Origin of the sequence: Fictibacillus gelatini DSM 15865 (assembly GCF_000430745.1) — a bacterium.
Classification (GTDB): domain Bacteria; phylum Bacillota; class Bacilli; order Bacillales; family Fictibacillaceae; genus Fictibacillus_A; species Fictibacillus_A gelatini.
In genome coordinates this window covers 279,935-301,658 of sequence record NZ_AUMP01000003.1, presented here as the reverse complement: position 1 = coordinate 301,658, position 21,724 = coordinate 279,935, and the positions used below count along the sequence as shown (strand labels likewise).

General features: G+C 41.5%; 18 protein-coding genes and 2 riboswitches. Of the genes, 6 read left to right on the top strand and 12 right to left on the bottom strand.

The window, feature by feature from the left end; all coding sequences use genetic code 11:
* From H538_RS23300 to trhO, 7 genes are all read right to left on the bottom strand, one after another.
* Nucleotides 1-1,452: a four-carbon acid sugar kinase family protein gene (locus tag H538_RS23300; RefSeq protein WP_035350252.1), complete on the bottom strand. Its 1,452-nt coding sequence runs from the start codon at nt 1,450-1,452 to the stop codon at nt 1-3.
* 43 nt (nt 1,453-1,495) lie between these two features.
* Nucleotides 1,496-2,443, bottom strand: coding sequence for a transketolase family protein (locus tag H538_RS0107010; RefSeq protein WP_026677003.1), 948 nt, complete (start codon nt 2,441-2,443; stop codon nt 1,496-1,498).
* Nucleotides 2,444-3,268: a transketolase gene (locus H538_RS0107005; RefSeq protein WP_026677002.1), complete on the bottom strand. Its 825-nt coding sequence runs from the start codon at nt 3,266-3,268 to the stop codon at nt 2,444-2,446.
* Nucleotides 3,269-3,503: 235 nt separating this feature from the next.
* Nucleotides 3,504-4,262, bottom strand: coding sequence for an IclR family transcriptional regulator (locus tag H538_RS0107000; RefSeq protein ID WP_026677001.1), 759 nt, complete (start codon nt 4,260-4,262; stop codon nt 3,504-3,506).
* Nucleotides 4,263-4,400: 138 nt separating this feature from the next.
* Nucleotides 4,401-6,020: a malate synthase A gene (gene aceB, locus H538_RS0106995; protein ID WP_026677000.1), complete on the bottom strand. Its 1,620-nt coding sequence runs from the start codon at nt 6,018-6,020 to the stop codon at nt 4,401-4,403.
* Between the two features lie 149 nt (nt 6,021-6,169).
* Nucleotides 6,170-7,459, bottom strand: a complete 1,290-nt coding sequence (locus tag H538_RS23295; protein WP_081412598.1) for a homoserine dehydrogenase — start codon at nt 7,457-7,459, stop codon at nt 6,170-6,172.
* 73 nt (nt 7,460-7,532) lie between these two features.
* A riboswitch (SAM riboswitch) is annotated at nt 7,533-7,640 on the bottom strand.
* 105 nt (nt 7,641-7,745) lie between these two features.
* Nucleotides 7,746-8,648 (bottom strand): oxygen-dependent tRNA uridine(34) hydroxylase TrhO, encoded by a 903-nt coding sequence (gene trhO / locus H538_RS0106985; protein WP_026676999.1) that lies wholly within the window; start codon nt 8,646-8,648, stop codon nt 7,746-7,748.
* Nucleotides 8,649-8,808: 160 nt separating this feature from the next.
* Nucleotides 8,809-8,933: riboswitch (SAM riboswitch) on the top strand.
* Nucleotides 8,934-9,016: 83 nt separating this feature from the next.
* Here trhO and H538_RS0106980 point away from each other — a divergent pair.
* The 4 genes from H538_RS0106980 to metH are packed head-to-tail and all read left to right on the top strand — an operon-like array spanning nt 9,017 to nt 16,605.
* Nucleotides 9,017-10,129, top strand: coding sequence for a methionine biosynthesis PLP-dependent protein (locus H538_RS0106980; RefSeq protein ID WP_026676998.1), 1,113 nt, complete (start codon nt 9,017-9,019; stop codon nt 10,127-10,129).
* On the top strand, nt 10,126-11,298 hold the full coding sequence (metC, locus tag H538_RS0106975; RefSeq protein ID WP_026676997.1) for a cystathionine beta-lyase: 1,173 nt from the start codon (nt 10,126-10,128) through the stop codon (nt 11,296-11,298). Before H538_RS0106980 ends, metC begins: the two co-directional genes overlap by 4 nt.
* A gap of 13 nt (nt 11,299-11,311) precedes the next feature.
* Nucleotides 11,312-13,150 carry a bifunctional homocysteine S-methyltransferase/methylenetetrahydrofolate reductase gene (locus tag H538_RS0106970; RefSeq protein WP_026676996.1) on the top strand — a complete coding sequence of 613 codons (1,839 nt, stop codon included), beginning with the start codon at nt 11,312-11,314 and terminating at the stop codon, nt 13,148-13,150.
* 5 nt (nt 13,151-13,155) lie between these two features.
* The gene (gene metH / locus H538_RS0106965) at nt 13,156-16,605 is read left to right on the top strand and encodes a methionine synthase (protein ID WP_026676995.1); all 3,450 of its coding nucleotides are present in this window, start codon (nt 13,156-13,158) and stop codon (nt 16,603-16,605) included.
* A gap of 24 nt (nt 16,606-16,629) precedes the next feature.
* On the opposite strand, the gene H538_RS0106960 is transcribed toward metH, so the two are convergent.
* From H538_RS0106960 to H538_RS0106935, 5 genes are all read right to left on the bottom strand, one after another.
* Complete coding sequence (locus H538_RS0106960) at nt 16,630-17,793, bottom strand: DEAD/DEAH box helicase (protein WP_026676994.1); 1,164 nt, start codon at nt 17,791-17,793, stop codon at nt 16,630-16,632.
* Nucleotides 17,794-17,806: 13 nt separating this feature from the next.
* Nucleotides 17,807-18,328 carry a hypothetical protein gene (locus H538_RS0106955; RefSeq protein ID WP_026676993.1) on the bottom strand — a complete coding sequence of 174 codons (522 nt, stop codon included), beginning with the start codon at nt 18,326-18,328 and terminating at the stop codon, nt 17,807-17,809.
* 121 nt (nt 18,329-18,449) lie between these two features.
* Nucleotides 18,450-18,818 carry a YppE family protein gene (locus H538_RS0106950; RefSeq protein ID WP_026676992.1) on the bottom strand — a complete coding sequence of 123 codons (369 nt, stop codon included), beginning with the start codon at nt 18,816-18,818 and terminating at the stop codon, nt 18,450-18,452.
* A 63-nt stretch (nt 18,819-18,881) separates the two neighbouring features.
* Entirely contained in the window at nt 18,882-19,385 is a 504-nt protein-coding gene (racA, locus tag H538_RS0106945) for a chromosome-anchoring protein RacA (RefSeq protein WP_051291353.1), read from the bottom strand.
* Nucleotides 19,386-19,731: 346 nt separating this feature from the next.
* Nucleotides 19,732-20,691, bottom strand: coding sequence for a DUF2515 family protein (locus H538_RS0106935; RefSeq protein WP_026676990.1), 960 nt, complete (start codon nt 20,689-20,691; stop codon nt 19,732-19,734).
* Nucleotides 20,692-20,804: 113 nt separating this feature from the next.
* Between H538_RS0106935 and H538_RS0106930 the strand changes: the two genes are divergently transcribed.
* Nucleotides 20,805-21,047: a glutaredoxin family protein gene (locus H538_RS0106930; protein ID WP_026676989.1), complete on the top strand. Its 243-nt coding sequence runs from the start codon at nt 20,805-20,807 to the stop codon at nt 21,045-21,047.
* A 57-nt stretch (nt 21,048-21,104) separates the two neighbouring features.
* Nucleotides 21,105-21,713: a Holliday junction resolvase RecU gene (gene recU, locus H538_RS0106925; RefSeq protein WP_026676988.1), complete on the top strand. Its 609-nt coding sequence runs from the start codon at nt 21,105-21,107 to the stop codon at nt 21,711-21,713.
* Nucleotides 21,714-21,724 lie beyond the last annotated feature (11 nt).

Below are 21,724 nucleotides of genomic sequence, written 5' to 3'. Positions count from 1 at the left end.
TTATCTCCCCTTCAACTGATGTATTTTTCTAATAATCGATGTGATCGTATTTTCATCCCCGACATTTCCGGGAAAGACAATGTACGGGACATGTTTTAACCTCGCTTCTTCACCGGTTAAGAGTACAGGTACTCCTGCAGCCGCCTGGCCCAAAATCCTGGCCTTTTTAATTTCCAATCCTTGTGTCGCAACATCGCTTGACGTGATTCCACCTTTTGCCATAATGAAATTTGGCGTTACTTTTAATGAGCGGACGACTTCGACGAGCGTGGCGGAAATCGTCTGGCTGTACTTTAAATTTTCTTCCTTGCTTTTAGCCTTTATGACTTTACGGCTTGTATAAATGACCGTATCTTCTCCAGCCAGTATCGATTCTTCTAACAGATTGCAAACTCGTGCAAGCTCATCGTTTTTCTTAGTGGAATCCAGGATATGTTCAACTTTAATTTCAATCGGCCGGACATGAATTTCTTTAATTAAATCCGTAAATTGATCTGTCGTTTTCTTTGTATGCGAACCGACAACGAGCAATCCCCCGTATCTGTGATCACTAGTCTTTGCAATCATTTCACCTGCGTCTAAATATGGCTTTTGCCCGATTCCACCGATTGATTTGACAAATGATGCTGCCGTCCGAAATAAAAATCGCTTACCTTTGTCAATCGCTTTTAATACGGCAAAAGAAACGATATCTAAATCATTGTAGTTGGCTGCATTGACAACGATTGGAGCGTTTTTTTCTGCAGAAAGCAATCGTTCTAACACTTTATCGACACCGCCTTGCCTGATGTCAGTGATTGAAATCGTCAAAACGTCGTCAGCAGCTTTTTTCCCTTCTGTTTTTTCCGCCACCCATTTAGGGAGATGGGCTGTGGAAAATCCAAAAACGGAGTCATTCGCAAATTCGGTTTCATGAACTGGTACGAGCATTTTTCCATCGACAATATAGTGAGTATCATCGAACGTATATCGCTTCCCTTCAAAAAAAGCCGGGATGATAAGATGTCCCGCGATTTCCCACCCTGATCTTTCAGCTAATACTTCTTCAATAACGGAAATTTCTAACGGGTAATGGCCCCTTAATGTTGAGTCGCTTCTGCTAATAACGGAAAAGTCAACACCCAGTTCACCCGTCACATCGATTAAATTACAGATGATTTCTTGATTGATTTGTTTTGTCACTTCAGGAGTATAGCTTCTTGTATTCGTTAAAATGTAAAGAACATTTTTATCGTCTGAAAGCCCTTCCCTGAGCCATTCTTTTTCCCAGCTTGTAATGACATCTACATCATGAACCGTTTGCACACCGGTTGGATCATCGTCTAATATGATCAACTTATGGTTCGTTTGCTTGAGTTTCTCTGAAATCTTTTTGCGCAGCGGTGAATCTACATTTTCATTTGATATATTTTCCATGATTTCTTCGTACATGGATTGAAATGTAATGCTCATTCTTTCTACCCCCTTTCAAGTTGATTGCCTATTCGAACTTTCCTTATTTGACTAATGCGATATCGATTAATTCTTCTGCAGTTTTGGCGATTCTTGCCGCTCTTAATTCGAAGAAATCCAATAGTTCTGGCATTTTTCCCGAAACACCGAAACGGTCGTTTGTTCCAACGCGTTTAAGTGGAGTTGGTTGTTGCTCTGCTAAAACTTCGGCGACAGCGCTACCCAGCCCGCCAATAATCGAATGTTCTTCTACCGTAACTACCCGTTTCGTTTTCGCTGCGGATGTTGTAATCGCCTCTACATCGATTGGCTTGATGGTGTGTACATGAAGTACCTCGGCTTGAATGCCTTTTTGCTCAAGCTGTTCGGCCGCCTTGAACGTTTCATCTAACATAATGCCAGTACTTATAAGCGTGACATCGGATCCTTTGCGGTATTTAATTGCCTTTCCAATTTCAAAAGGATCGTCTTCATTTGTCACAATTGGAACAGGAAGTTTACCCACCCTTAAATAGACTGGACCTTCAAAGTGATAGGCTGCTTCGACCGCTTTTTCCATTTCTAATGAATCTGCTGGAACGATGACGGTCATTCTTGGCAAGGAACGCATAAGCGAGATATCTTCAAGCGGCAAGTGTGTCGCTCCTTCTTGCGCAGCAGATGTTCCTGCGTTATGTCCGACGATTTTCACATTATTGTTGGAGTAGCAAACCGAGATTCGCATCTGGTCAAATGCGCGTCCGGTCAGGAAGTTTGCGTACGCATTCGCAAAAGGTACTTTTCCTGCAATGGCAAGTCCTGCCGCTGTCCCAACTAAATCACATTCTGAAATTCCTATGTTAAAAAAGCGGTTTGGAAAATTGTCTTTATAGAAATTTGTCATATTGGATTTCGCACAATCGGCATCAAGTACGACTAAATCGTCATATTGTTTTCCTAAGCGAATAAGCGCTTCACTAAATCCTTCACGAGGTGCTTTTTGCACTGTCATTTAAACCAACTCCTTTAAAGCCAATTCTAATTCCTCATCATTTGGTGCCAATCCGTGCCACTTATGTGTATCCTCCATGAACGAAATGCCTTTGCCTTTTACGGTATGGGCGAGAATCGCTGTTGGCTTTCCTTTGATCCGCTTTGCTTCCCGAAATGCTTCATCAACTTCATCAAGGTCGTGCCCGTTAATTTCTACAACATGCCAGCCAAATGCCCTCCATTTTGCGGCAAAATCTTTCATTCCTTTTACGTTTTCAACGAAATCATCCAGCTGAATCTTGTTCCAATCGATGATGGCGCACACATTGTCTAAATTATAGTGGGCCGTTGTCATGGCGGCTTCCCAAACTTGCCCTTCTTGAGATTCGCCATCTCCGATCATGACATATGAGCGTCTTTCTTTTCCGTCAAGCTTCGCTGCCAGTGCGACACCATTTGCCACTGATAACCCCTGTCCGAGTGAACCCGAGGAAATGTCGACACCAGGAATATGCTCTGCACAAGGATGGCCATGCAATCGCCCGTCAACATCACGGAACGTCATAAGTTCTTCTACTGGAAAGAACCCTTTTTCTGCTAATACGGAATAATAAACCGGCGTGCAATGCCCTTTTGAAAGGAAGAAGCAATCGCGATCTTCCCAATCCGGGTTTTGCGGATCAACATTGATGTGATCAAAAAATAGAACCGTCATTAATTCGGTTGCAGATAATGAACCTCCCGGGTGTCCACTGCCTGCATGATGTGTCATTTTCACAATGTGCCGGCGAATTTGTTTTGTTAATTTCGTCAATTCTTCTTTTCTTTCTGAAGTTAACGCCATTTCATACTTCCTCCTTTGTTGCTTATTACAAAACGCCGTTTCTGTTATTTGCTTAAAAAAAGGAGCAACATATTCGTTAATTTTTCACAAATTATTTCTTGTTGCTTATTACAAAACAGCGTTTCTTATTAATCTTTAAAAAAATAATACCATTTGAAAATGATACTTTCAAGGGGTTTTTAAAAATTTTCTAATAATTAAAATCAAAAAGGCATGGATCCATGCCTTTTTGATTTTAATTATTGGTCTTATAGCCTAATCGCTCAGATACTTTTCTGCAAACATTCATGACTTGATCTTTTAAAGTATCAATGCGCTCTTCTGTCATTCTCATTGATGTTCCGGAAATACTGATTGCTCCAACAACAGTTCCCCGATGATTAAAGATGGGGGCAGCAATGCATGTTATGCCCAATTCGTTTTCTTCCCTTTCAATTCCGTAGCCGTTTCTTCTAATTTCATCGAGATTTTTAAACAGTTCATCAGGATTCGTTATCGTATTTTCCGTATGCCTTGGAAGACCTTTTTGTTCAATGATTTCCATCACTTCATTTTTAGGGAGATAGGCAAGAATCGTTTTCCCTGCACTTGTACAATGCATCGGAGCCCGTTTTCCAACTTGCGAGTGCATTCTTAACGTTTCACTGCCTTCCAATTTCTCAATATAGACTGCTTCTTTTTGCGAATAGATGACCAGATGAATGACTTCGTTTGAGATTTCTTCTAATTGCCTTAAATAAGGAGTTGCTTCCTTGCGAATATCAATGGAATCTAATAATTTCGCGCTCAATTCTAAATATTGATAGCCCAATCGGTATTTTTTCGTCTCTGCATCTTGCTCAATGAACCCGTGCGCGACTAACGTTGCCAAAATACGAAAAATCGAACTTTTATTTAATTCCAGCTGCTCAGCCAACTCGGTTACACCATAGCCGTCTTTTCTCGAACTTACTAATTTTATGATTGTTAATGCTCTGTCAATTGATTTAACCATACAAATCCCCTCGCTAACCCATCCAATCTATTTCTTTAATTACATCCATTATAGCTCATCCACCTTTATTAAACTAGAATAGTCTCGATATTCTTGAAAAATAAGGGATATGCCTTCAAAGCACATCCCTTTAAGCGATTACTTTCCTTCTTTTATTAATAGTTCGTAGCCGGAAATGGTTAAAAAGTCTTCAAATTCTTCATTTCTCGTCAACTCTTCAAACCATTGTCTCGCCTGATCAAATTTGCCTTGCTCAAACGTTTCAACTCCAATGGACTGTTTAATTTTTTCCAGTTCCTCATCGACATATTGGGAAAAGAGCTCAAATGTAATCTTTTGACCGTTTTCTAATACCCCTTTTGGATGCCGAATCCACTGCCACACCTGGGCTCTCGATATTTCAGCAGTCGCAGCATCTTCCATTAAATGATGAATAGGCACTGCTCCACTTCCTCTTAACCACGCTTCCATATACTGTATTCCGACATTAATATTTGTTCTTAATCCCTCTTCTGTGATTGGACCAGTTGGAATTTCCAATAAATCTTCTCTTGTAATTTCAATATCCGCCAATTGTTTGTCCACTTGATTTTGACCAGGCATAAATTCATCAAATACACTTTTTGCAACCGGAACAAGTGCCGGGTGGGCGACCCATGTTCCGTCATGGCCGTTCGTCGCTTCCCGTTTTTTATCTTCATACACCTTTTCAATCGCCTTTTGATTTGCTTCCTCATCATTTTTCACGGGAATTTGCGCCGCCATTCCGCCCATCGCATGAGCACCCCGCCTGTGGCACGTTTTTATCGTCAATAACGAATACGCCTTCATAAATGGACTTGTCATAGTCACGACCGAACGATCCGGCAGAATATAGTCTGGAAGATTGCGGAATTTTTTCAAATAGCTAAAAATATAATCCCATCTGCCACAGTTAAGGCCAACAATATGATCTCGCAATTCATAAAGAATTTCATCCATTTCAAAAGCAGCAAATATCGTTTCAATTAAAACGGTAGCTTTAATGGTCCCTATCGGGATTCCTAATTCCTCCTGCGCTTTGACAAATATTTCATTCCATAATCTTGCCTCTAAGTGGCTCTCTAGTTTCGGCAAATAAAAATAAGGACCGGATCCATTCTCAATCAATGTTTTTGCATTGTGGAAGAAATAAATGGCAAAGTCAAACAATCCTCCAGATACAGGCTCACCGTTGATAAGGAGATGTTTTTCCATCAAGTGCCAACCGCGTGGACGAACGATAAGAGTGGCCGTTTTATCATTTAATTCATATTTCTTTCCTTTTGCCGGATTGATGTAGCTGATCGTTTTATTCACAGCGTCCCGTAAATTGATCTGCCCCTGTACAATGTTTTCCCATGTTGGCGAAGTTGCATCCTCAAAATCGGCCATAAAGCCATTTGCTCCAGAGTTTAGGGCGTTAATGATCATTTTTCGATCTACAGGGCCGGTAATTTCTACTCTTCTGTCTTGAAGGTCTTTCGGTACCGAACTAATTTTCCAATTCCCTTTGCGAATGTGTTCTGTTTCCGGCAGAAATTCTGGTAGCTTTCCGCGGTTAGCTTCCGCCTGTCTTTCATCCCGAAGCTTCATTAGCTGCTGTCTTTCTTCTTCAAATTCAATCGCTAATTTCTTAACAAACTCCAGCGCTTCCACCGTTAATATTTCAGCAAAGCCCTGATCCATTTTCCCTTTAATTTCTACTCCCTGCAAACGATCAACATTGCTCGTTGTCATAAAAAAACTCCCTTCACTATTCTATCTTGAATTTCGTTGCTTATTATAGAACGTCGTTTCCTTTTATGATTGTACCAATATTTTTTAAAAAATTCAATTATTTCAGCCAAAAACACCTCATCTCTAAAGATGAGGTGTTTTCCGATCAATTAGACAACTGCTTTTTCTTTTACACGTGTAAACATTTGTTCATTTGTTATCTGGACCGGATAAACGGAAAATTCATGTCCAATACAAATTGATTCTAGATTTCCTTTCACTAAGACAAACGCGTTGCCATTTTCAATTTCGCCACTTGCATGTAGAAGGTCAACTGAAGATTCGATCTTTTTAACAATATCGCTAAATTCTTTCTCGTTTAAGACATTCTTAATAAAAAGGGCAAAGACGTTGCTTTCTTTAGATTCTTTTCGCTTCTCTTCCCTTTTTCCTGTCTTCACTTTTTCTTTATTTGTTGTTTTGTACACCGAAATTAAATCTTCAAGGATGGCACTTGCAGTTGGAAAAGCTCCGGCACCGGCTCCTTGCAACGTTAAATATCCGAGTAGATCCGTTTTTATTCGAACGGCATTGTCGACTCCTTCTACACCATAAAGCGGATGTTCTTGATCGACAAAGATCGGTGTTACTTGAACGTCAAGCGTTTCATTTATTGTAACGAGCTGTTTTAACCGCAATCCAGATTGTTCAGCAAGCAGCAGCTCTTCCGTTTGGACATCTTTAATTCCTTTTACCTGCACATGATCCCAATCTGGTTGCTCACCAAATACCCAATCACATAACACCATTGCTTTATAAAAAGCGTCGATTCCTTCAATATCATTCGTTGGATCCGCTTCAGCGTATCCTTGTTGCCTGGCAATTTCCAGTGCTTCATAAAAAGATGAACGATGATTTCTCATATAGCTTAAAATAAAATTCGTCGTTCCATTAAGAATCGCTTCAACCCTCTCGATTCGATTAACCTGGAGCAACTCTTTAATCGTTCGCAAAACAGGAATTCCACCGCCGACACTTGCTTCATACACAAAGCGGACACCATTTGACTGAGCGATTTGCAAAAGTTCTTTTCCAGAGCGAGCAATTAAGTCTTTGTTCGCCGATATGACATGACACCCTGACTCAAGAGATTGTCTGATAAAAGTAAATGCCGGTTCCTTTCCCCCGATGGCTTCAACAACAACATCCGGCTTGTCTTTTTGAAGGAGTTCCTGAAAATTTGTCGTTACAAAAACATCTTTCGGCAGTTCCCTATTCTTAGTTGGATCTTGAATGAGGATCCCGGTAATTTCAACTGCTTTCCCTAATAAAGAGCTAAAATGGCCTTTTTTCTCAACAAGCCCTGTAAATACCCCATATCCTACCGTTCCTAATCCCAGAAGCGCCACTTTAATGATTTGTTTTTCAATTCCCTTATTTTCTCCGTTTTTTTCATTCATTTTTATCCCTCCAGATAAGTATCAAGGTATAAAAAAACCCCTCTTCATAAGAAGAGGGGTTTTCGCTCGCCTCCTCTTATCAATCAGGAAATTTTTCCTGCAGGTATTAGCACCTTTTCAAACATTGTTTGAAGGTTGCCGGGCGTCATCGGGCCAGTCCCTCAGCCTCTCTGGATAAGAGTCCAATATATGTTATTTTTACTAGCATCTTAAATTAGTTAATAATGTAACACGGAGAATTTGAAAAAGTCAATGCCTTTTTCAGATTTTTAGTAAAAATCTTTTTTTAAATGGCATGTTCTTTTACATAACGATTCCACTTATGTTCGGCGCATTCTTTGCTGCAAGAGCGTTTATGCTCACGCTCGCATTCTTCGCACATAAGCAAATGTTTATTGCATTCAGGATTTCCGCACTTGACATAACGTTCTTCGGGCCTTCCGCAATGGTAGCATTTCCCGACTATCCTTTCTTCACCCGTGCGGTTAACAGGAACGGAGATTCTTTCATCAAAAACATAACATTTTCCATCCCAAAGGGCTCCTTTCACCTCTGGATCATATCCGTAAGTGATAATGCCCCCTTCTAACTGGGAAACATCCTTAAATCCTTCTTTGATTAAAAAGCCGGAAAACTTTTCACAGCGAATGCCGCCAGTACAATACGTTAAAACTTTTTTATCTTTAAATTGCTCGAAGTTTTCCCGAACCCATTTCGGCAGGTCACGGAAAGTTTCAATATCCGGACGAATCGCTCCGCGAAAATGGCCGAGATCGTACTCGTACGTATTTCTCGCATCTAAAATGACGACATCTTCTTGCTGCATCGCTTCATAAAACTCTTTAGGTGATAAATGTTTTCCCGTCAGTTCATTCGGGTTAATGTCTTCTTCAAGGCTTAAATTCACAATCTCTTTTTTCACTTTCACTTTCATCTTTTTAAAGGCATGCTGGTCAGCCTCTTCGATTTTAAAAACGATATCAGAAAAGCGCGGGTCTTTTCGGAGGTCAGCCATATAGCGATCGGTTTGCTCCACCGTCCCTGAAACCGTTCCGTTCAGCCCTTCGCTCGCCACAAGAATGCGTCCTTTTAATCCTAATTCTTTACAGTAATTCAAATGTTCATCCGCAAAGCTTTGAGGATCATCAATTGGTACATATTTATAATATAGCAATACTCTAAAATTCATGTTTCATTCCACCACCTGCTAAAATATCCTTCCCTATCATAACAAAAAACATCAAAAAAGAAAGCGTTCAAATGAGGAAACGTTTGAAAATGGAAAAAAATTTGTTGCAATCTCAAATCATCTGTTGTAAAGTTAAGAAAATTAAATGAAAACAACTCATTTCTTATCAAGAGAGGTAGAGGGACTGGCCCGATGACACCTCAGCAACCTTCAAGCCGCCGGCAAAACGCTTGAAAAGGTGCTAATTCCAACAAGTTCAGCTCTTATGGACTTGGAAGATAAGAAGAACGACTGTTATCGGTTTTAAAGTCTTCTTCTTATAGAAGGCTTTTTTTATTTTTCGTTACTACTTTAGAGGAGATGGGGAAATGTATAAAATCGAAACAAAACTCGCACAAATTGGAAACCGAAGTGAAAACGCTACTGGAACTGTAAATCCTCCAGTCTATTTTTCTACCGCTTACCGCCACGATGGGATCGGCCTATCAACAGGCTATGATTATTCACGCACGGGCAACCCTACACGTTGTCTTCTTGAAAAAACGATCGCCGACCTTGAAGGCGGGGAAGCAGGCTTTGCTTGCAGTTCAGGAATGGGTGCAATCCTTACCGTGCTCGCACTCTTTCAATCTGGTGACGAATTCATCGTTTCTAAAGATTTATACGGGGGCACGTACCGTTTATTTGAAGAAGGATTCCGTAAATGGGGATTAAATTGTATTTATGTCGATACTTCCTGTTGTGACGAAATCGAAGCAGCTATCTCAGAAAATACGAAAGCGGTTTTTCTTGAAACACCGACGAATCCATTAATGGAACAGGCCGATATTCGAAAAGTTGCGGAAATAACAAAGAGACACCAAATACTGCTCATAGTTGACAACACCTTTTACACACCGCTTCTCCAGCAACCGATTAAAGATGGAGCGGATATCGTCATTCATAGTGCAACGAAATATCTGGGAGGGCACAATGATGTACTAGCGGGTTTAATCGTTTCGAAAGGAAACGAGTTAAGTGAATTGCTCGCTAAGCATCATAATGCATCCGGAGCCGTTCTCGGTCCGTTCGATTCATGGCTTCTCATGAGAGGCATGAAAACATTGGCATTGCGCATGAAACAGCATGAAAAAAACGCGAAAACGATTGTCCAGTTTTTAGCGAATCACGAAGCGGTTACTGATGTTCTTTATCCCGGAAAAGGCGGAATGCTTTCATTCCGTTTGGTGAACGAGTCCTGGGTCGACCCGTTTTTGCGAGAATTGAAACTGATCACATTTGCTGAAAGTTTAGGAGGTACGGAAAGCTTTATTACGTATCCTGCGACACAGACACATGCCGATATTCCTGAAGAAATTCGGATAAAAACTGGCGTATGCAACAGACTGTTGCGCTTCTCTGTAGGTATTGAAGATGTAAATGATTTAATTAAAGATCTTGCACACAGTTTAAGCAAAGTAAGTCAGGGGGTATTACAATGAGCGATAGTCTAGACTATACCTTTCAAACCCGGTTGCTCCATAATTCCAATAAATATGATCCGGCAACAGGTGCGGTAAGTGTTCCTATTCAACATGCATCGACCTTTCATCAATCGGATGTTGACCATTTCGGCAAATACGACTACGCCCGTTCTTTAAACCCAACACGTGAAGTGTTGGAAGAGACAATCGCTCAATTGGAAGAAGGTACAAGAGGGTTCGCTTTTTCTTCAGGAATGGCCGCCATCTCAACGGCCTTTCTTCTATTATCACAAGGAGATCATGCCATATTGCCGGATGACGTCTATGGCGGAACATTCCGAATGGTCACGGAAGTTCTCTCGCGATTCGGAATTGATCACACTTTTGTTGACATGACGGATATCAATGCGGTAAGACAAGCGATTCGTCCAAATACAAAGCTTATTTATATTGAAACACCATCCAATCCGCTCTTAAAGGTTGCAGATATTCGGGCTCTGTCTTCCCTGGCAAAAAACATCGGGGCATTTACCTTTGTTGATAATACGTTTTTGACTCCTGCTTTGCAAAAACCACTTTCACTTGGCGCGGATGTCGTTTTGCATAGCGCGACAAAATTTTTGTCAGGACATAGCGACGTCGTTGCCGGTCTTGCGGTAACAAATGATGAAGAACTCGGGAATAGACTCGGCTTTTTGCAAAATTCGTTTGGCGCCATCCTTGGCGTTCAAGATGCCTGGCTTATTCTTAGAGGGCTAAAAACTCTCCATGTACGGCTGGAACAATCGGTAAAATCAGCAAAGCAGATCGCAAATTTTTTACAGGAGCATTCATTGATTAAACACGTTTATTATCCGGGACTTTCTTCCCACCCGGGATATGAAATTCAAAGCAGCCAGGCGAATAGTCCGGGCGCCGTCCTCTCTTTTGAGCTAGGGAACGAAGTTGATCTCCGTTCATTTTTAGAACAACTTCAATTGCCGGTATTCGCTGTTAGTTTAGGTGCCGTTGAGTCGATTCTGTCTTATCCGGCAAAAATGTCACATGCGGCCATGCCGAAACATGAACGTGAAAAAAGAGGAATATCCGACTCTCTATTAAGATTGTCGGTTGGACTTGAAAACCCTGAAGACCTTATGAAAGACCTCGATAAGGCACTTTTTGCATCTAAGAAAGTTTTTGCATGAAAGGAGAATAAGGATGGGACTACTGGATGAATTAAAAACGAACATATTAATAGGCGACGGAGCGATGGGCACCCTTCTTTATTCTTATGGAACGGATTGTTGCTTTGAAGAATTAAATCTATCTGAGCCGGATCAAATTGTAAATATTCATCGTGCCTATATTGAAGCTGGAGCGAATATCATTCAGACGAACACGTATGCCGCCAATTATTTTAAGCTCGAACGTTACGGGCTTGAGGATCAAGTAAAAGATATTAATAGTGCCGCCGTTCGCTTAGCGAAAAAAGCGGCAAGAGACAACGCGTATGTGCTCGGTACGATTGGCGGAATTCGTTCGATCAAGCCAAACTCGGTCACGGTGGAAGAAATTAAACGAAGCTTTCGCGAACAATTGTATTGTCTATTAATGGAAGAAGTAGATGGAGTTATTCTAGAAACCTATTATGATATCGAAGAACTAGAAACCGTCTTGCAAATCGCGCGAAAAGAAACGGATTTGCCGATCATTGCCCAGATTGCGCTTCAGGAAGTCGGCATCTTGCAAGATCGCACCCCTATACAAGAAGCATTATCAACACTAGAAGATCTTGGAGCAAATATTGTAGGGCTAAACTGCCGGTTAGGACCTTATCATATGCTGCAAACATTAGAAGAAGTATCGATTCCAAAACATGCTTATTTATCCGCTTATCCGAATGCAAGCCTCCCATCCTACAATGATGGCAAATTTCAGTACGAAGGGGACGCCGACTATTTTAATGAATGCGCAACGAAATTCCGCAACCAGGGAGTTCGTTTGCTTGGAGGATGTTGCGGCACGACACCTGAACATATCCGTGCCTTTTCAAACGTATTGAAAGGTGCTCGGCCGGTCACGGAAAAAACCGTTAAACAGAAGAAACAAAGAATCGTAGTGAGGGAAACGCCTGGCCAGAATATCACTCCACTTCACGATATTGTAAAAGAAAGACAATCGATTATCGTAGAATTAGACCCGCCAAGAAAACTGGATACGGCCCGTTTTTTCGAAGGGGCTAGAGCATTAAAGGAATCTGGGATTGACGCAATTACAATGGCTGATAATTCGCTTGCTTCCCCAAGAATCAGCAATAGCGCACTTGGTTCATTAGTAAAAACGGATATCGGTCTTCGTCCCCTTATTCACATTACGTGCCGGGATCATAATTTAATTGGATTGCAGTCTCACCTGATGGGACTTCATACACTCGGTTTGACCGATATTTTAGCCGTAACGGGAGACCCGACGAAGGTTGGCGATTTGCCGGGAGCGTCTTCCGTATATGATGTCACTTCATTTGAACTCATTCAAATGATCAAACAGTTCAATCAAGGGATCTCTCTCTCCGGAAAAGACCTCGGGCAAAAGGCTTCTTTTTCGGTCGCAGGAGCGTTTAATCCGAATGTTCGTTCGTTGGAAAAAGCGGTCAAGCGGCTTGAAAAGAAAATCGAGTGCGGTGCCGATTATTTCATTAGCCAGCCGGTTTTCTCTGAAGAGCGACTCCTGGAAGTCCATGATGCGGTCAAACATTTAGATAAACCTGTTTACATTGGCATTATGCCGCTTACTAGCAGTCAAAATGCCGATTTCTTACATCATGAAGTACCGGGAATTAAACTGTCGGATAGCGTCCGTGAGCGCATGTCGCGTTATAAGGATAATCCAGCCAAAGCGAGCCAGGAAGGACTCGCAATCGCAAAATCGCTATTAGATGCGGCAATGGAACTTTTCAACGGCATCTATTTGATTACACCGTTTCTGCGTTACGAATTAACGGTTGAACTCACAGACTATGCTAAGAGCAGAAGCTTTGCCCTAACAGCCAGGAGGTAAGAAAAATGTCTAAACCATCAGTAACAGAACAACTTAGAAAAAAAATACTCATTATGGACGGTGCGATGGGCACGATGCTTCAAGAAGCACAATTGACCGCAGATGATTTCGGCGGCGAGGAGTTCGAAGGCTGCAACGAATATTTAAATATTACTAAGCCTTCCGTTATCGAATCTATTCACATTAAATATTTACAAGCAGGTGCCGACATTATTGAAACAAATACGTTTGGCGGAACGAGCATTGTGCTTGATGAATACCATCTCGGTTCCAAAGCCTATGAAATTAATAAAATAGCGGCGGAAATTGCGAAAGAAGCGGCAGATCAAATTTCAACGAAGTCATGGCCGAGATTTGTCGCCGGTTCAATGGGACCAACGACGAAAACATTAAGCGTAACCGGTGGAACGACATTTGAAGCACTTGCTGGCGCATATGAAGAGCAAGCAAGAGGTCTTATTGACGGTGGCGTCGATCTTTTATTGCTTGAAACGAGCCAGGATATGCTCAATGTGAAAGCCGGCTTTATTGGCATACAAAACGCGTTCCGAAAAACAGGGAAAGAACTGCCACTCATCGTTTCCGGAACCATTGAACCGATGGGTACGACACTGGCCGGTCAATCGATAGAAGCCTTCTACATTTCCCTTGAGCATATGAATCCGATCGCTGTCGGATTAAACTGTGCAACAGGACCAGAATTTATGCAAGACCATATTCGGTCATTATCGGAACTCGCGACGACGGCGGTTAGCTGTTATCCAAATGCCGGTCTGCCTGATGAAGAAGGGCAATATCATGAAACGCCTGAATCGTTAGCGCTGAAACTTTCCGGCTTTGCAGAAAAAGGCTGGCTGAATATCGTTGGCGGATGCTGCGGAACGACTCCTGCCCACATTCAAGCGATTTCGGAAGCGATGAAAAAATATCAACCGAGATACATTCAAGAAAAACAAGTCCACACGGTTTCGGGTATCGAACCCTTCATTTACGATGATCCGACTTTACGCCCCATCATGGTGGGAGAACGGACTAATGTGATCGGTTCACGTAAGTTCAAACGATTGATAGCCGAAGGAAAATTCGAAGAAGCCGCTGAAGTCGCACGCGCTCAAGTGAAAAACGGCGCCCATGTCATCGATATTTGTTTGGCTGATCCGGATCGCGATGAGCTTAAGGACATGGAAAACTTCATTAAAGAAGCGGTCAAAAAAGTAAAAGTCCCGCTCGTCATCGATTCAACTGATGATCATGTCATCGAAAAAGCGTTGCAATATTCACAGGGAAAAGCGATCATCAACTCGATTAACCTGGAAGACGGTGAAGAACGATTCCAAAAGGTTGTTCCCCTCCTCCACCGCTATGGCGGTGCGGTTGTCGTTGGAACAATTGATGAAGAGGGTATGGGAGTATCAGCAGACCGAAAACTTGAAATTGCGAAACGATCCTACGATCTACTTGTTAACAAATACAATGTTTCTCCTACCGACATTATTTTTGACCCGCTCGTATTCCCTGTTGGTACGGGCGATGAACAATATATCGGTTCAGCGAAAGCAACCGTTGACGGCATTCGCTTAATTAAGGAACATTTTCCGGAATGTTTGACAATACTCGGAATTAGCAACGTCTCTTTCGGTCTCCCGCCTGTTGGACGAGAAATTTTAAATGCCGTGTTTCTATATCACTGCACGCAAGCGGGGCTCGATTATGCGATTGTCAATACAGAAAAATTAGAACGATTTGCGTCAATATCGCATGAAGAAGTAAAAATGGCAGAAACATTGCTTTTCGAAACAACGGAAGAAGCGTTAGCCGAATTTACGGCATTTTATCGGGGGAAAAAGAAAGAAGCGAAATCCACACTTCCTAATATGACGTTACAGGAACGGCTTGCTTACTACGTCGTTGAAGGAACAAAAGAAGGTCTGATCCCAGACCTCGAGCTGGCGCTAGATGAGTATAGTGCGCCTCTTGATATTATAAACGGGCCGCTAATGGACGGGATGGCGGAAGTCGGCCGCTTGTTTAATGACAATCAATTAATCGTGGCAGAAGTGCTCCAGAGCGCGGAAGTGATGAAAACGGCCGTAGCCTTTCTGGAACCATATATGGAAAAGAACGCTTCATCTTCTTCAAAAGGAAAAGTATTGCTCGCAACGGTTAAAGGAGACGTGCATGACATTGGTAAAAACCTGGTCGATATTATTTTAAGCAATAACGGCTACAACGTAATTGACCTTGGCATTAAAGTAACACCAGCCGAATTAATCGAAGCCGTCAAAAGGGAGAAGCCGAATATTGTCGGGCTCTCCGGACTTCTGGTGAAATCGGCCCAACAAATGGTTCTTACCGCCCAGGATATGCGGGAAGCCGGCATTTCTATTCCTATTTTAGTTGGAGGGGCCGCTCTCTCGCGCAAATTCACCGACACGAAAATTGCGAAAGAGTATGATGGGGTTGTACTGTACGCAAAAGATGCGATGAATGGATTGTCGCTGGCTAATCAGCTTCAATCGACTGAAGAATATGAACGTCTGCTGACAGAAACTGTGGAAAAGAAAGCGAAACTCGAGCCCGTAGCAAATGAAGAGTCTTCCGCTGTAGCTACTGCTGTTAAAGTTCGTTCTTCTGTATCAGCGGAGGCGCCTGTTTATATCCCGAAAGATACAAAGCGGCATTTGTTGAAAAGCTATTCGGTTTCTCATATTGAGCCGTATATTAATATGCAAATGCTCCTTGGCCATCATTTAGGTGTCAAAGGGAAAATTTCAAGATTGCTAGAAGAAAAAGATGAACGAACCTTAAAAGTAAAAGAAGTTGTCGACCAATTAATATACGAGGCGAAAGTAAATGATTGGATCAAACCTGCCGCTCTATATCAATTTTTCCCTGCCCAGTCAGATGGTGAAAAAATTTATATTTACGATCCAGAAGATCAAACGACCATTATTGAACAGTTTGAATTCCCAAGACAACCTGCAGCACCATATCTCTGCCTTGCGGATTACTTGAAATCGGTTGACAGTGGAATTATGGATTATGTCGGCTTTTTCTCAGTAACGGCTGGACGCGGCATACGTGAACGCGCCATGAAATTAAAAGATGAAGGCCGGTATTTGGAAAGCCATGCTCTTCAGGCACTGGCACTCGAAACAGCGGAAGGATTTGCGGAGCTTATCCATCAACAAATGCGCGACCGCTGGGGCTTCCCTGATCCTGTTGACTTCACGATGCGGGAACGTTTCTCAGCCCGTTACCAGGGGCAACGCTTCTCTTTTGGTTATCCGGCATGCCCTGAGCTGGAAGATCAAAAGAAATTGTTTAACCTCATACGTCCTGAGGACATTGGCATTGAATTAACAGACGGATGCATGATGGAGCCGGAAGCCTCTGTAACAGCAATTGTGTTTGCCCATCCTGAAGCCCGGTATTTTAATGTTTTAAATGGATAAAAAAGATGAGCCGAAACTTTCGGCTCATCTTTTTTTGTTATTTTTCCTTACAGGAGAATTACTTCTATTTTCTTTTATCAAGCTGCCCTTATATAAATAGGCTTTTTGCACGGTGATTTCAAGCTGTTTTGCCCATTTTAGAAGAATCCTCTCTTCTTTTTCCGTTACAAGTGAAATGACCGTTCCCTTCGCTCCCATTCTTCCCGTCCGGCCGGAACGATGGACAAACTGCTTATTTGACTCGGGTAAATCAAAGTGAATGACATGCGTAATTCCCTGAACGTCCAATCCTCTTGCCGCGATATCCGTTGATAGCAATATCGCGTGCTTACTTGCCCGGAATTCCCGAAGCACTTTCTCCCGTTCTTGTTTTGATGAACGGCCTGCCAGAATACCCAACGATATTCCTCTATACTCAAGCTTTGCTGCAAACTCATCCAATCGCATATTTTCGCTAATAAAGACGAGGGCCTTCATTTCATTATGATGCCTTATCAGTCTGCGGAGATTTTCAATCTTATCCCGTCTTTCACTGACCATGTACAAATGTTCAACATTCGTCTCGCCCGTTTTTTTGTTTTCGACTCGAACGAAAATCGGTTCTTTCATCCACTCGTTCGCGAGCTCTTTTGTTTTACTTGAAATGGTAGCGGAGACAAAAACAAGCTGCCGGTCTTTCGTTGTTGCCTTAATAATGGACTGAACACTGTCCATTAACCCCATATCGATCATAATATCCGCTTCATCAATTACAATTGTTTTCACTTCATGCATTTTTAATTTTTTCGCATTGATGAGCTCCAAAACTCTTCCTGGCGTCCCCACAATATAGTGCGGCTTTTTCTTTAATTTTTCTATTTGCCGCGAAATCGCCGCCCCTCCGATTAGTGCAGCGCCCGTGATCCCGCTGCCTTCGGAAAAGTTTTGCAACACGGCATGTATTTGCATGGCAAGCTCCCTTGTCGGCGCAAGAAGTATGGCCTGGGCATTTGCAATTGACGTATCCATTCGTTGTAAAGCAGGCAGTGCATACCCAAGCGTTTTCCCCGTTCCTGTTGCCGACTCAATCATAGCATCTTGATGTTCTAATAAAAAAGGAATCGCTTTTTCCTGAACCGAAGTAAATTGTTTAAACCCTGCTTTTTCCCAGGCTTTTTGAATAAATGGTTGAAAATGTTTTATATCCATTACTTGACTCCTTTTATCTTCTTGAAAAATTTTCAAACGTTATTATGACACGCTCGACGAGTGATGTGATTTTCTCGCTATTTTCCTCATTTATTTTATCAAAAATTTCTAAAGTGATCTCATTATCATAGCTTCCATGCGGCATTCCGTATGTATATGCAAGTCTTTGCGTAACGTTTAATGGCATGGCCCAGATCCGTTTAATCATTTTTTCGATCACCGGACATTCACTTTCAATATTTTGTACAGATAAATAAAACTTTACCGTAAAATGACAGCCAATGCTACTTATATGTTGCTGTTCCAAAATTTCTCCTGCAAGGTCTTGTAATTCTGTATGCAAGACAACTTCTGCTTCTAATGGGCGAAAACGGTTTTTCGTATCCCGCACGCGAATCGAATACATCCTTGACATTCTTGCAAGATCAACGAGATCCCTTCGGTTTGTTATCTCCAGCTTCCCGCTCAAGTCAAGGTCATAAACAATGCCTTCTAAAATGACTTTTAAATTTTCGTAAATGGTTGGATCAAACATGTTTTCCCTACTTCCTTTTTTTCAACCCGTTATCATAAAATTTCAACCTATTATACTTCATTTATTTTTAAATTACTAATACGGTACGTGAAATTTTATGATGATTCAACAAAAAAGACGGCTAATATGCCATCTTTTTTTCCAGGGATGCCCTTAAGTTATCGAGAACATAATCAATTGACTTGATCATCTCATTCAACCTTTTTTCTTTCGTATCGCTTTGAAAGGCAAGAACGGAAACAAGATTAATGTTGTCAAATGTCGTTTGAATTTGCAATGGGTATAAATATTTCGGCCTGTTGTCCATGACCCACTTTTCAGCAAGCTCAGCCCATTGTTTTGAAACATGAAGCACCCCATCGGCAAACGGTTTTACTTCCTTATAAAAATCTGCGGTATACCCTTCTTTAGTTTTGTTCACATATTGGGAAAAAGCTGTTCTGTTGAGCCTTTGCATTTCATTCGTTAATTCGAGTAATTGCCCCTCCATCGTTTCACTCCTTACAAATTTTAGCCTACCAAAAGTAAGGCTAAAATGCACGGAGTAAATGGATTAAAATGTGAACAAGCTGACTAGCCAATTCCGTTTCGGTTTCGCCGCCAGTTCCATTTCTCGTTCAGGAAGCTTCAGTAATTGGACTTCAAGATCCTCGATTTTTTCTTCAATTTTTACAAGTCGTTTCATCATTTCGTCCATTTCTGAGGCGTGCTGAAGAACCTGGTAAGATAACACATCGTCCGCTTTTTGCTCAATTTTCTTTTCCAGCCGATCCAATTGGTCAAGCAGATGATTAAACCGCTGGTCAAACGGTTTTTCCTCCTCTTTGTATCTCGCCTCCTGCGCCGTTCTAAGTTGAATATCATTCATTAGCAATCCGGCGTCCAGTTGTTCTTTAATTTGTTTTAATTGATGAACGTCGTGTTCAGTAAACAAATAATGGCCATGTTCATTTTTTTGACAGTCGATTTTGAAATGCTTGACCCAACGCTGTACTGTTGTCGGATTGACTCCCAATTGTTCCGAAACTGTTTTTGTTTTCATTACCATTTCCATCATTCGTTCCCCTCCCGTATTTCTTGTACTACACTTATTCTTTCTTTCCTTTCCTCTCCCTTCCCGCCTGACAAAACTAGTACTTATTCGGCAAAGAAAGTGGAATTCGTTTCAAACTCTTTCTTTTCGACAACAGCTTACGATCTTTGAATAAAACCACTTGTACATCTCACACTATCATAAGGAGGTGAACGAATAATGAATCCGAAAAATAAACAACAAAATCAGCCAAAAGAGCAAAAGCACGGAGCAAGAGAAGAGAGAAAAGACGGGTACGGCGACAAAAAATTAGAAGGTCCTAATTTCCCTGCAACTTAAAAATGATTGGCCGGCAAGACCAGCCGGCTCTTTACATAAATAATTCCTCAAGCAAAATCCCAACTTGCATTTGCTTTTGCTTTTTTTCATACCAATCCGTAAGTAAGACCTGTTCAGGAAGGGAGATCGGTTTGTAAAATTGCCCTAATTTCTTTTTCTTAAGGCTCCAATCCGGCAGCTTGCCACGTCCATGTTTGATGATGGGATAGGCCATTCTTAAAAAAGGGGTATCCTTCCTCTTCCATGGATAAATGTATTTTTCATAATCGAAACGAGAACCTGTATGATCGGTATGTGAAGCGAAATCCAAAAAATCATCCTTCCATTTCGATTGAAAAAGAAGCCAGCCAAGCCTTCTGCCAAGCAAAATCCTGTTCTCGACACTTCGAAACCCGTTTACCGATAACCCGTAAATCTCTCCATTTCTTGTCGGGAACAAAACGGTGCTGAAATGAAACCACTCTTGCATTTTAAATGGCAAAGATCGAAATACTTTCCGTTTTAAAAAAGGATGTTCAATAACCGGTTTTTGAATGACATGTTGTTCATTAATGATTAATGACGTCCAGAGCCGTTCCTCGTCTTTTACCATCCAAAAGACTTCCCACTCCCGCTTCATGAAACGTGACACATTTAAATATGGAAGCAAATGAAATAAAGGTTTTCCCGTACTTTTACTTTGCTCATAAAGCAAAAGCTGTGGATAAGCATCAGAAAAGATAAGCCAATTTGCGCGTTCATATGTATAAAAAAGCCAACTGCGTGTCTTCTCAGAAAGGACTCTTCCAACCCACTCTCCTTTTAAATCGCACATATTGTAACCGGCGTTCCGGGAAACCATGGCGGCTAGTAAGGACCATTTTATTTCTCGATGCCGCTTGTAAAATTTCTCATAAAATACGGTACGTGAAATATTATCCACGTTTCCTTTATCCGTTTCTTCCATGATCCATTGAAGCAAACATCGTTCTTCATTCGTCAACTCTTTCATATAGTAAACACTCCTTCATACCTCTTGTCCTTATAAAAATTATTTGTCACTTCACAAAAAAAGATGTAAACTTATTGAGGATAGAAATTACATTTTTTAAGGAGGCATTGCGGATGAAAAAAGTGATTATTTATACCCAGGAAACGTGTCCTCCCTGTTTTGCTGAAAAAGAATGGTTAAAAGCGAATCATATTCCTTATGAAGAACGTGACATCCGTAAAAATCCTGCCTATTTAAACGAGGTAATCGAACTTGGCGCCAGCTCTACTCCTGTAACCGTAATATTTGACGGGCGCTCTAAGGATGTTGTAATGGGATTTAACCAGGAATCGCTAAAAAAACACTTAAATATCTAATCGGCTATGCCCAATCCGCATAGCCTTTCTTTATTCTTAAGTAAGGAAGTGATTGCTATGGCGACGATCAATTATCCGAACGGAAAAAAACGGAGCGGCCTTCTACAGCCGTCAAAAAGTGATTCCCGTACGATTGAATATGGAAACCGTGGAATGACGCTCGAGGAAGATATTAACAAGAGCAATGAATATTATTTACTTCATAATAAGGCGGTCATCCACAAAAAGCCGACACCGGTGCAAATCGTATCCGTTGAATATCCGAGAAGATCCGCCGCCGTCATAAAAGAAGCTTATTTTAAACTCGCTTCAACAACGGACTACAATGGAATTTACAGAGGAAAATATATCGATTTTGAAGCAAAGGAAACAAAAAATAAACAATCGTTTCCGCTCCGTAATTTTCACGATCATCAAATTCAGCATATGATAGCGGTCGCTGAACACGGCGGAATCAGCTTTGTTTTGCTACGCTTTTCCCTGACAGACGAACTCTATATTCTTGATTCATCACATCTGGTCTCATTTTGGGAAGATCAGCAAAATGGCAGAAAATCCATCCCAAAACCATATATAGAAAAGCATGGTTATTCCCTACAGATCGGCTATAACCCGAGAATTGACTATTTGCAAATTATTGATAAAATGTACTTCGATGGGGAATAAATCAAATAAGC